The sequence below is a fragment of the Bacteroides sp. genome (genome assembly GCF_029057325.1).
Classification (GTDB): domain Bacteria; phylum Bacteroidota; class Bacteroidia; order Bacteroidales; family Bacteroidaceae; genus Bacteroides.
The window spans coordinates 1-12,568 of sequence record NZ_JAICZW010000003.1 but is presented as its reverse complement, the minus strand read 5'-3'; the positions used below and the strand labels follow the sequence as shown (position 1 = coordinate 12,568).

The 12,568-nt window shown below is 46.0% G+C and carries 10 protein-coding genes; 4 read left to right on the top strand and 6 right to left on the bottom strand.

Features of this window, described 5'->3' with window-relative positions; all coding sequences use genetic code 11:
- The first annotated feature begins 9 nt into the window (after positions 1-9).
- The 4 genes from K2G43_RS00105 to K2G43_RS00090 all read left to right on the top strand — a co-directional run bounded on the left by K2G43_RS00105 (position 10) and on the right by K2G43_RS00090 (position 8,339).
- The gene (locus K2G43_RS00105) at positions 10-3,009 is read left to right on the top strand and encodes a SusC/RagA family TonB-linked outer membrane protein (protein WP_300152516.1); all 3,000 of its coding nucleotides are present in this window, start codon (positions 10-12) and stop codon (positions 3,007-3,009) included.
- A 28-nt stretch (positions 3,010-3,037) separates the two neighbouring features.
- A complete protein-coding gene (locus K2G43_RS00100) occupies positions 3,038-4,675 on the top strand; it encodes a RagB/SusD family nutrient uptake outer membrane protein (RefSeq protein ID WP_300152514.1) in 1,638 nt (545 codons plus the stop codon).
- Between the two features lie 410 nt (positions 4,676-5,085).
- Positions 5,086-6,345 carry a GTPase HflX gene (gene hflX / locus K2G43_RS00095; RefSeq protein WP_297644151.1) on the top strand — a complete coding sequence of 420 codons (1,260 nt, stop codon included), beginning with the start codon at positions 5,086-5,088 and terminating at the stop codon, positions 6,343-6,345.
- Positions 6,345-8,339: a DUF4954 family protein gene (locus K2G43_RS00090; RefSeq protein ID WP_300152512.1), complete on the top strand. Its 1,995-nt coding sequence runs from the start codon at positions 6,345-6,347 to the stop codon at positions 8,337-8,339. The genes hflX and K2G43_RS00090 overlap by 1 nt, the downstream gene beginning before the upstream one ends.
- 262 nt (positions 8,340-8,601) lie before the next feature.
- Here the strand turns inward: K2G43_RS00090 and K2G43_RS00085 are convergent, their stop codons facing one another.
- From K2G43_RS00085 to rplM, 6 genes are all read right to left on the bottom strand, one after another.
- Positions 8,602-8,721, bottom strand: a complete 120-nt coding sequence (locus tag K2G43_RS00085) for a hypothetical protein (protein ID WP_297644152.1) — start codon at positions 8,719-8,721, stop codon at positions 8,602-8,604.
- 103 nt (positions 8,722-8,824) lie between these two features.
- Positions 8,825-9,289 carry a transposase family protein gene (locus K2G43_RS00080; protein WP_300152518.1) on the bottom strand — a complete coding sequence of 155 codons (465 nt, stop codon included), beginning with the start codon at positions 9,287-9,289 and terminating at the stop codon, positions 8,825-8,827.
- 252 nt (positions 9,290-9,541) lie between these two features.
- Positions 9,542-10,534 (bottom strand): translation elongation factor Ts, encoded by a 993-nt coding sequence (gene tsf, locus K2G43_RS00075; RefSeq protein WP_300152511.1) that lies wholly within the window; start codon positions 10,532-10,534, stop codon positions 9,542-9,544.
- 126 nt (positions 10,535-10,660) lie between these two features.
- Complete coding sequence (rpsB, locus tag K2G43_RS00070; protein ID WP_300152510.1) at positions 10,661-11,497, bottom strand: 30S ribosomal protein S2; 837 nt, start codon at positions 11,495-11,497, stop codon at positions 10,661-10,663.
- Positions 11,498-11,689: 192 nt separating this feature from the next.
- Positions 11,690-12,076, bottom strand: a complete 387-nt coding sequence (gene rpsI / locus K2G43_RS00065; RefSeq protein ID WP_300152509.1) for a 30S ribosomal protein S9 — start codon at positions 12,074-12,076, stop codon at positions 11,690-11,692.
- A 6-nt stretch (positions 12,077-12,082) separates the two neighbouring features.
- Positions 12,083-12,544, bottom strand: coding sequence for a 50S ribosomal protein L13 (rplM, locus tag K2G43_RS00060; protein WP_300152508.1), 462 nt, complete (start codon positions 12,542-12,544; stop codon positions 12,083-12,085).
- Positions 12,545-12,568 lie beyond the last annotated feature (24 nt).

The following is a 12,568-nucleotide window of genomic DNA, read 5'->3' as shown; positions in this document are numbered from 1 at the left end:
TAAAAATCCTTGAGTTCCGCGAAAACTTTGATGATTTCATTCATCGGTTATCGCACGCAGGAGGTGGCTGTCGCACCGCAAGTTAAAGTGATGTTAAGGCCTGAAACAGAGTTGCTTGATGAAGTCGTGGTAGTGGCATACGGTACTGCCAAAAAAGAGTCGTTGACCGGTTCTATCTCGGTGGTTGACAACAAGAAAATTGAGAAACGCATCACGACCAGCGTAACGGGCGCTCTTGAAGGTGCTGCGCCAGGTGTACAGGTAAACAACACGTATGGTGAACCGGGAACTGCTCCCAGCATCCGTATTCGTGGTTTCGGAACATTGGTTTCCGGTGCTTCTAATCCTCTGTTCGTTGTAGACGGCGTACCTTTTGATGGAAACATGGCTGAACTGAACTCTAACGATATTGAAAGCATGTCCATCCTGAAAGATGCTGCTTCTGCCGCATTGTACGGTAACCGTGCCGCCAACGGTGTTGTCATCATTACAACCAAGAGCGGAAACAAAAGCCACAAACCGAGCATCACGTTGCAGATGAACCAAGGTATGTATAATAGAGGTATTCCTGAATACGACCGTCTGGATGCAGACCGCTGGATGGAAGCTACATGGATGGCTAAGAAAAATGCCATGATGAGCAATACCGGCATGTCGGCAAGTGATGCCGCTGCATACGCCACAACACATGTGGTCAGCGAGTCTATCGGCCGTAACATCTACAATGCCGCTGATGACAAACTATTCGACAGCAACGGTAAGCTGATTGCCACTCGTCTGGCAGGTTATGACGACCTCGACTGGCAGGATGCCATCGAACGCACAGGACACCGTCAGGAATACAACCTTTCTGCCGCCAGTTCGGGAGAGAAATATAATGTATATTCTTCTGTAGGCTACCTGAACGAAAAGGGATACGTGAAAGCTACAGGCTACGAACGTTTCTCCGGACGTATCAATACTACTTATACTCCCAACAAATGGTTCAAGGGTGGTGTGAACCTGACAGGTTCTTGGACCAAACGCGATTATAATAGCAACGCAACAGGCAGCTATTATGCTAACCCGTTCTACGTTACCCGTTATATGGCACCGGTTTATCCGCTGTTCATGCACAATGCTGACGGTACGTATCAGTTGGATGCTGACGGTAACAGAATCTATGATACTACCTCACCTTATCTGAGCAACCGTAACATTGCTTACGAAATGTTGTACAACAAGCAGGAAAGTGTACGTAACGTATTGGGTGGACAGGCTTTTGCCACCATCTCATTGCCGTATGGATTTTCAGTGACCGTAAAAGGTGATATGAACAACAGTACTTCAAACAACAAGAAGTATGACAACCCTGAAATTGGTGACGGTGCCACGAACGGTGGTCGCTTAACCAGCTATGCCTATCAGTACAGAATTGTGACCTTTCAGGAAATCTTGAACTGGAACTACCAATTCAACCAGATGCACAACGTGGAAGTTATGATGGCTCATGAGAACTACAGCTGGGAACGCAAATACACATCCGGAATGAATACCGGAATGGCCGTAGACGGCAACCTTACGATGGGTAACTTCCTCAATAACTCTTATTTCTCCGGTAGTGACGATGAGGATAAGACAGAATCTTATCTGGCACGTGCGAAGTATAACTACGACAACCGCTACTTCGTGGAAGGTTCGTTCCGTCGGGACGGTTCTTCACGTTTCCACAAGGACAACCGCTGGGGTAACTTCTACTCTGTAGGTGCCAGCTGGAATATCAAGCAGGAAGCTTTCTTGCAAGATGTAGATTGGGTGGATGCCTTGAAACTTCGTGCTTCTTATGGTGAAGTCGGTAACAATATGGGTGTAAACCTCTATGGTCACATGGCCCTTTACACTATCGACAAAAATGGTGGAGTGGCCGCTTTGGTAAAACAGTCACTTTCTGCTCCGGATATCAAGTGGGAAACTACACAGACTGTGGACGTTGCCGTAGAGGGCCGTCTGTTCAACCGCCTGAACTTCCAGATCGGTTATTTCGACAAACGTTCTAAAGATTTGTTGTTTGAGGTACGTTTACCGCTCTCTGCCGGTTCTTACCCGTGGGATGACTCTGTCATGAACTTGACCCAATATAAGAATATCGGTACAATCTCTAACCGTGGTTGGGAAATCTCCTTGAATGCTGATGCCATCAATAGCGGTGATTGGAGATGGAACATCGGTGTAGATGCTACTTTCCTGAAGAATAAAATCGTGAAACTGCCTGATGGAAAAGATATCCTGCACGGTATGCAGAACTATTCCGAAGGACACTCCATCTACGAATGGTACACTTACCACTTCGAAGGTGTGGACCAAATGACCGGTACTTCCCTCTATACATTGGATCCGGACAAGAAAAACGCCGCCCAAGAAGCAGGCGCATTGGCAACTATCAACGGTACAGACTATGCCACTGCCACTTCATACGCCAAACGTGACTGGGCAGGTAGTGCACTTCCTACAGTTTATGGTTCTATCAGCTCGGCACTGTCATGGAAAGGTTGGGATTTGAACATGTTGTTTACTTACTCTTTGGGTGGCAAGACATACGATGGAGGTTATGCCAGTTTGATGGGTGTTTCTGAATCCGGCGCTTCCGGTAGTGCATACCACAAGGACATTCTGAATTCTTGGACAGAAGCTCCTGCCGGCATGACAGAAACTTCTGCAAACCGCATTGACCCGAACGGAACACCGCGTGCCGACTTCTACAAGTCGTCAGACCTGAATGCCACCAGCGACCGTTGGCTGACAAGTTCTTCTTACTTCGTATTTAAGAACCTGAATCTGTCTTACAGTCTGCCCAAACGTTGGTTGAAAAACATTGGAATAGAAGGCCTGTCTCTGACAGCAGGTGTAGAGAATCTCTTCACTTTGACTTCACGCAAAGGATTGAATCCTCAATACTCTTTCAACGGAGGTTCGGATGATACGTATGTAACAGCCCGTATCTATAACTTCGGGCTGACAATGAAATTCTAAAGGTATAACCATATAATTTATATTAGAAATGAAAAAGATTATCAATAAATTGTTCGCAGGTAGCTTGTTGGCAGGTATGATGTTGGTGTCTTCCTGTGCAGGCGACTATCTGGATACAACCCCTACCGACTCAACCGGAGCAACCGATGCTGTAGGTACTACGGCAAATGCCATGAAGGCATTGAACGGTATCTCCAAGCTTATGACAACGCAACATTACTATTTTGGTCAGGGATTTGCAGGCGAGAATAACATCATGGCTCATTATGAGAACTATCCAAGCGAGAACTATTTATACAATTACTATGCTTCCGGATGGTCTCCCATACATAACCAAGAGTTCCATACACGTACTAATTCCATTTATGATGCTTATGCATGGTACTATTATTATACTATCATAGGTAACGCTAACACCATTCTTGCTAACATAGATGGTGCCACGGGGCTTGAAGCAGAACGGAATTTCGCCAAGGCTTGTGCCCTGACATTCCGTGCGTATGCTTTCGAAAAGCTGGTACACTACTACTGCTGGCGCTGGCAAGACTCCAACAATGGTGCATCTCAGGGTGTCGTACTTCGTATAGACGAATCTACCGGCGGCCAAGGCTATGCTACATTGGCGGAGACGTATAAACAGATTTATGATGATTTGGATGCAGCTATCAGTCTGTTTGAACAGAGCGGTATGGATCGCGATGCTTCGCAGGTATGGATGCCAAATATAAACGTGGCCCATGCTGTTTATGCACGTGCTGCTTTGACTAAGCAAGACTATTCCAAGGCATTGTCAGAAGCTAAGCTCGCTCGCCAGAACTATCCTTTGATGAGTAATGCAGACTATCAGTCCGGTTTCTGTAATCCTACCAGCGAATGGATTTTCGGTAGCTTTGGTGGTTCTCAAGAAAATAACTGGTACTGGAGCTATGGTACTCAATTCTCTTGTAACGGTTACCATGCCAGTGCTGCAGCAACCGGTGCCGGTGCCATCGGACGTGAGTTGATTAATCGTATTCCGAATAACGATACTCGTAAGGCTCTGTTCCTGACTGAAGACAAATTCCCCGGTTATAACTTCAATGATGATTCAGCAATGGATCTCACTTATGGTATCCTCGGATTAGGTAAAACTGCTGCTGCAGACGACCTTTGGGATGATGCAGCCGCTTATTGTGCCAAAATGGCTGTCAGTGGGCTTGCTGCTCCCTATCAAGCAGGTTACATGTATTTGGGCGGACAACTGAAGTTCTATGTTTTCGACACTCCGGGCGTCAGCTACCTGCCTTTCATCCGTTCTTCGGAAATGGTATTGGTAGAGGCTGAAGCTAGCTATTTCTTGAACGATGAAACAGGTGCAAAAGCTGCATTGATGGAACTGAATGCTACTTCCGGACGTAATCCTGAATACACATGTGACAAGAGTGGTGAAGCTCTTTGGAGCGAAATCATGGACTATCGCGAATTGGAACTTTGGGGCGAAGGTTTCGCATGGAGTGACTATAAGAGATGGAACCGCGATGTGGTTCGCCATAGTTTTGCCGAAGGCGGTAATGCTCACATCTCTATTGCTAAAACTATTCCTGCTTCCGGTGCAAATATGTGGACATGGGATGTACCTTTGAATGAAACAGACTACAATGATGAGTTGAAGCTGGGAGGAGAATAATTCTATCGGAATTATTATATAAAGCTTGTTGGCGGAATTAATTCGCAAGCCTCTTCTTTGGTGTTGCGTAATGTGTTGATTATCAAATGTTAGAAAATTGGTTGACAGACACTTGTGTTCAGCGTGACAAACACTTGTGTCTGTCAGCTTGAACACAAGTGTTTGAGACGACAGATGCAAGTGTCTGTCAAGCCGAGGAATATAGGAGAAATTGCAGCAGTTATTTTCTTGCTGATTAAATTCCGCCAACAGGTAAATAAAGTGTTTGAAAGGGGATGTTTCCAGTATTTGGGACATCCTCTTTTTTTATATTTTCTTTCTCGCTCATGCTGCGGCTTGAATACATTTGCTATCTTTGCCCACAAAATGTGGAACAGATACATATATAATAAGGTAAAGGAACTATGGCAATGAAAGAATTTGTTATTTCCGAAGTGCAGACGGAAACAGCGGTGTTGGTGGGGCTTATCACGAAAACGCAGGATGAGCGGAAGACCAACGAATACCTGGACGAACTGGCATTCCTGGCTGAGACAGCCGGGGCGGAAGTGGTGAAACGGTTCACGCAGAAGCTGGATCAAGCTCACTCGGTGACATACGTGGGCAAGGGAAAGCTGGAGGAAATCAAGGAATACATCAAGAATGAAGAGGAGGCCGAGCGTGAAGTGGGCATGGTAATCTTTGATGATGAACTTTCGGCAAAGCAGATACGAAACATTGAAGCGGAATTGAAAATCAAGATATTGGACCGTACTTCGCTCATCCTTGACATTTTTGCCATGCGTGCGCAGACCGCCAATGCGAAGACGCAGGTTGAGTTGGCGCAATATAAGTACATGCTTCCACGCTTGCAACGTTTGTGGACTCACCTGGAACGTCAGGGAGGTGGATCCGGTGCCGGTGGAGGTAAGGGGTCCGTGGGACTTCGCGGTCCGGGTGAAACACAGTTGGAAATGGACCGTCGTATCATTTTGAACCGTATGTCGCTGTTGAAGGAACGTCTGGCGGAGATTGACAAGCAGAAGTCCACCCAACGTAAGAACCGCGGCCGCCTGATTCGTGTGGCGTTGGTGGGATATACCAATGTGGGGAAATCCACCTTGATGAACCTGCTTGCCAAGAGCGAGGTGTTTGCGGAGAACAAGCTGTTCGCTACGCTTGACACCACGGTGCGCAAGGTGATTATTGAGAATCTGCCGTTCCTGCTGTCCGATACGGTAGGCTTTATCCGGAAGCTGCCGACCGACTTGGTGGATTCCTTCAAGTCAACATTGGACGAAGTGCGCGAGGCCGATTTGTTGCTGCACATTGTCGATATTTCTCATCCCGATTTTGAGGAACAGATAGATGTAGTGAACAAGACATTGGCGGATATCGGTGCTTCCGGTAAACCCATGATTCTTGTATTCAATAAGATAGACGCTTATACCTATATAGAGAAGGCGGCTGACGACCTTACTCCCAGAACCAAGGAGAATCTGACTCTTGGAGAATTGATGAAGACTTGGATGGCAAAGATGGAGGAAAACTGCCTCTTCATCTCAGCCCGCGAAAAATCCAATATGGAGGAATTCAAGAATGTGGTTTATCAGCGTGTGAAGCAATTGCACGTACAGAAGTACCCCTATAATGATTTTCTCTATCAGACGTATGAATTTACTGAAGAATAATGAGTTATAGAGCATTGACCGAAGACGAGGTGCTTCGGCTGAAAAGCCAGTCGTGTCTGGCGGATGATTGGGAGAAAGTGACCGTTGCGGAAGGTTTCTCAACAGAGTTTGTATATCACACCCGTTTTTCGGGAGAAGTGCGCTTGGGGGTATTTCGTTCGGAGTTTACGTTGCCGGGAGGAATCAAGAAGCATTCCGGCTTGCGCCATGTGACGCTTCATAATGTGACGGTGGGTGACAATTGTTGCATTGAAAATATCCAGAACTACATTGCCAATTATGAGATAGGACATGATACGTTTATCGAGAATGTAGATATCATGCTGGTGGATGGCGTGTCCAAGTTCGGTAACGGTGTGGGAGTCTCTGTGCTGAACGAAACGGGTGGGCGTGAAGTGCTTATCAATGATAAGTTGTCTGCCCATCTTGCCTATATTCTTGCACTCTATCGTCATCGGCCGGAACTGATAGCCCGATTGGTGGGTATCACCGCATACTATTCTGACAAGCATGCTTCTGCTGTGGGGACTATCGGCTGTCACGTCGTGATACAGAACACGGGCTCCATCAAGAATGTGCGTATCGGCGATTATTGCCGCATCTGTGGGACGTGCCGTCTGGACAACGGAAGCGTCAATAGTAATGAAATGGCACCGGTACACATCGGGCATGGGGTGATTTGTGATGATTTCATCATCTCTTCCGGCTCACATGTGGATGAAGGTGCGATGCTGGCGCGTTGTTTCGTAGGTCAGGCGTGCAAGTTGGGGCACAACTATTCAGCTTCCGACTCTCTGTTTTTCAGCAACTGCCAGGGCGAAAACGGTGAGGCTTGTGCCATTTTTGCCGGTCCGTTTACGGTGACGCACCATAAGTCCACGTTGCTCATCGCCGGTATGTTCTCGTTCATGAATGCCGGTTCGGGTTCCAACCAGAGCAATCACATGTATAAACTGGGTCCTATCCATCAAGGTACGTTGGAACGCGGTGCCAAGACTACGTCCGATTCCTATATCTTGTGGCCGGCAAGGGTGGGGGCGTTCTCGCTGGTGATGGGGCGGCATGTCAACCATTCCGATACTTCCAATCTGCCGTTTTCCTACTTGATAGAGCAGAACAACACCACTTACCTGGTGCCCGGTGTCAACCTGCGCAGTGTGGGTACCATCCGTGATGCCCAGAAGTGGCCGAAGCGTGACGGACGTACCGACCCGAACAAACTGGACTATATCAATTACAACCTGCTCAGTCCCTACACCGTGCAGAAGATGTTCAAGGGCATGGCGACTTTGCAGAATTTGCGCTATGCCAGCGGCGAGCTTTCGGACATCTATTCCTTCCATAGTGCCAAGATACGCAATTCGGCTTTGGTGAAAGGCATCAAGTTTTATGAGATTGCCATCCATAAGTTCCTTGGCAACTCTGTCATCAAGCGTCTGGAAGGCATTGATTTCCGTAGTGATGAGGATATACGTGCCCGTCTGAAGCCCGATACGGTCATCGGCAGTGGTGAGTGGGTGGACATTTCCGGACTGATTGCTCCGAAGAGCGAGATAGATGCCCTGATAGACGGTATCGAGTCCGGCAAGCTCAACCGCTTGAAGCACATCAATGCCGAGTTCAAGAAGATGCACCACAACTACTATACCTATGAATGGACGTGGGCGTATGAGAAGCTGGAAGAGTTCTATGGCATCAATCCGGAAAATGTAACGGCAGAAGACATTATACACATCGTAGAGAAATGGAAAGAAGCCGTAGTGGGGCTGGATCGTATGGTGTATGAGGATGCCAAGAAAGAATTCTCACTGGCTTCCATGACGGGATTCGGTGCTGACGGCTCGCGTCTGGAGAAGGAGCTGGACTTCGAGCAGGTGCGTGGTGACTTCGAGAGCAATCCCTTCGTGACGGCTGTGCTGAAGCACATCAAGGTGAAGACGGCCCTCGGGGATGAGTTGATAGGGCGTATGCAGCGAGTGTCAGCTTTTGGTTAATTCATTATTCCTCAATCCGACATCGATGTCTGCCAATATCTGGCGGATGTCGGTGAGGAGAGGATGAAGTTCTGATCGGGTAATGTCGAATACCAATTTCGGGTCTATTGATAAATATTCATAAGATAATGATATTGGGCATACCGATGATTTGTTTCCAAGGGGTGTTCGGATAAAGTGATAGGTGCGCATTTTGGTTGTACTCTCAATGGTGAATGCAATTTGTTGTTCGACAAATCGTATTGTGTCCGTAAGTTCATATTTAGATATAGCTTGCATCACGTTCAATGTTTTGATGAAGCACTTGACGCATGTTTTCATGTAGGGTTAATAAATCTATTTTTGTACAGAATATCCTTTCTAATTCTTCTTTGATTGTCATATAGATGCGGAAAGTGTTTTTCCGTAGTTTTATGCACACATCAATATCGCTCCCCTAGCTTGCTCTGTTTTCCACAGGCGGTAGAGCCGAAGAGCCCCGCTGTTCAATCCCATATCATATTTATTTCCGGCAGTGCGCTTGAATTCGTGCAAGATTTGAGAATATATATCAGACGCTTAGAAGAACGGTCCGGTAATTCCCCCATGGTTTTTAGAGTACATCTGAGTATTCCAGAAAGAAGGTGAAGCCACTTATTGACTTGAGGTTGAGTCATTCCAAACTGAATGGTATGAAGTTCTTGAAGAGGATTGGTCTTCAAGTATATCAGGATGAAAAACAGCTTGTCTTGTATCAAAGGTATAACACCGGTCTTCCTGCTATGAGATATGCGTTGGCGGATCGCAAAGGTTGCAGGACAACATTCGACATAAAAGAGGAAATAGCAGGCTGTGACATGGCCATTGAATCTAAGCACTACATATATCCCTTTTTGACTATGTTCTCCGACAATCCGATGGGGAAGGCTGCTACGGCTTATATCATAAATAAACAAGAAAGCTGTAAACATTCCACGCTCAACCATTGACCTTCTCGGTATGTTTTTATTAGTAATTTATACATCTTCTAGTTATTCTAATGCATAGGTTCTTCAATATCCGGATGAGTATTTAGCCAGACTATTACCCCAAAGAGTATAAAGAGCTAGAAATAAGAGAGAATATATTGCTTTTGAAAGTGTTACACTTTAAATGATATACAAAAAAACGGTCGCAAGAGACAATCTCATGCGACCGTTTCATTTATCGATATCTGCATTGAATTATTCAGCACGCAGTGTGAAACGCTTGAAAGCAACCACCTGCAATTCAGGATCAGCTTCCTTCAGCACTTCTCTTACGGTCTTCTTGCCGTCCATGATGTCTTCTTGGTTCAGCAAGCAAACTTCCTTCAAGAACTTGCCCAGACGACCTTTGGCAATGTTCTGAATCATCTGTTCAGGCAAATGAGCAGCCTTCTCTGTAGAAACGGTAGCAATGATTTCTTTAGCCTTCGCTACATCTTCAGCAGTAATCCAGCCCTTAGCCATGTTGCTTTCCATGTGGTCTTCGCTGTCCACGTGGGCAGGATTGATGCCGGCTTTCTTCAAAGCAGCCTCAACAGCCTTCTGTACTTGTTCGGCCTTTGTCTTCTCGATAGCGACCTCGATCTCTTTCTGCTTGGTTTCTTCAGACACACCGTCTTCATCGATAGCGATGGGGTTCATGGCAGCAATCTGCATAGCTACCTGCTTAGCCAACGCCTCTTCAACATTCTTGTTGAAAGCAACGATGGTACAGAGACCGTTTCTGTTCATGTGGTTATAGACTACAGTGCTTGCGCCTTCTACGGTCATATAGCCGTCCAATTCCATCTTCTCGCCTGTGATACCGCTGCGGTCAACTACTGCATCCTGTACGGTACCCTTGCCCATCGGCAACGCTTTCACTTCGTCCAATGTCTTGCACTTGTTAGCTACAGCCAGGTCAAGGATTTCCTGAGTCAGTTTCACGAAGTCGGCATTCTGAGCAACGAAGTCAGTTTCACACTTCAGGGCAATGATAACGGCAAAGTCACCGGTAGTCTTAGCCAACACACAGCCTTCAGAAGCCTCACGGTCTGAACGCTTAGCAGCAACAGCCTGTCCTTTCTTACGGATAATTTCCATTGCCTTGTCAAAATCGCCTTCAGCTTCGGTCAAAGCATTCTTGCAATCCATCATACCAGCACCGGTCATCTTGCGGAGCTTGGTTATATCAGCCATACTTACAGCCATAATATCTTTCTATTTTAATTGTTAATAATGTCTTTATAAAGCAATTGAGAGTTGAGAACAGAGAATTGAGAATTGCCGTTTAAAGTAACTCTCAACTTTCAATTCTCAACTCTCAATTATACTGATTTAAGCTTCTTCGTCTTCCTTAATGAAAGCGGCAGCCTTAGATGCGTTGATAGCATCCTCGTCCGACTTGTCAAGTCTTGCTTTAGCCGACTTCTTCTTGCCTTTGTTGGCAGAAGCTTCACCGGCAGCTTCCATGTCCACCTTCTCAGCCTTGCGTTCTTCCAGACCTTCCTGCATAGCAGCGCAGCAAGCATCAAGGATAACTTCTACAGACTTCGTAGCATCATCATTTGCAGGGATTACGAAATCAATGTTCGTAGGATCGGAGTTCGTATCAACGATACCGAATACGGGAATACCCAAACGGTTGGCCTCGCGAACAGCGATGTTCTCCTTCATTACGTCAACCACGAACAATGCGGACGGCAGACGAGTCAGGTCAGCGATAGAGCCCAAAGTCTTGTCCAACTTGGCACGCTGACGTGAAATCTGAAGAATTTCTCTCTTAGAGAGGTTTGAATAAGTTCCATCGTTTGTCAACTTATCGATGGTAGCCATCTTCTTCACAGCCTTACGGATAGTCGGGAAGTTAGTCAACATACCACCCGGCCAACGCTCGATTACGTAGGGCATATTTACAGATGCAGCCTTGTCGGCAACCACCTGCTTAGCTTGTTTTTTAGTAGCAACAAACAGGATTTTCTTTCCTGATTTGGCGATTTGCTTCAAAGCTTCAGCAGCTTCGTCAATTTTAGCAACCGTCTTGTTGAGGTCAATGATATGAATACCATTGCGCTCCATGAAGATATAAGGAGCCATTGAAGGATTCCACTTTCTTTTCAGGTGACCGAAGTGGCAACCGGCTTCCAATAATGTATCAAAATTTGTTCTTGACATTTTGTTTTAATCTTTAAATCGTTTACTTTCTTTTTTGTTTTTTCTAAACCAACCGCCGGGTAGTCCATCAAAAAGAGTCCCGGTAGTTTAGATACTAAACGCTGTTCAGTTGACGAGGTTATCAGTTGACAGTTGGCAAGGAAGGGCCTTGTCCACACGTTAACTTGTCCACTTGTTAACTTTCTAAACTGATTAACGTTTACTGAACTGGAATCTACGACGTGCTTTCGGACGTCCCGGTTTCTTACGCTCAACGGCACGCGGGTCACGAGTCATGAAGCCTTCGGCGCGGAGAGCAGCCTTATCCTCAGCATTGATTTTCACCAGTGCGCGAGCGATTGCCAAACGCAATGCCTGAGACTGACCAGTGAAACCACCACCGCAAAGATTAACCTTGATATCATATTTTTCAGCAACACCCAGCTTGTTCAGCGGCTGCTTCACCACATACTGAAGAATGCTTGATGGAAAGTACTCTGCGAGGTCTCTCTTGTTAATAGTAATCTTTCCTGTACCTTCGCTTACGAAAATACGTGCAATTGCACTTTTGCGTCTGCCTAATGCATTTACTACTTCCATTATCTCTTATTTAAGTGCGTTAATATCAATCATTTTCGGGTTCTGAGCCTCATGTTTGTGCTCGCTGCCAGCATATACATACATATTGCCCAGCAATTTAGCACCCAACTTATTCTTAGGCAGCATGCCCTTTACTACTTTTCTCAGCAACTTGTCATCACCGTTCGGTTTTGCCTGCAAACGAGCAGGAGTGATTTCTCTCTGACCGCCGGGATAGCCTGTGTATGACAGATATACTTTGTCATTCCACTTGTTACCGGTTAATTTTACTTTGTCGGCATTGATAATGATTACATTATCACCACAATCTACGTGAGGGGTAAAGTTAGGTTTATACTTTCCTCTCAACAGTTTCGCAACTTTTGCGCCCAAACGACCCAATACTTGGTCTGTAGCGTCAACAATGACCCATTCTTTAGTCACTGTAGCTTTGTTTGCAGAAATGGTCTTGTAACTTAAAGTATCCACTCTTAATTGTTTTTTAAAATGTTA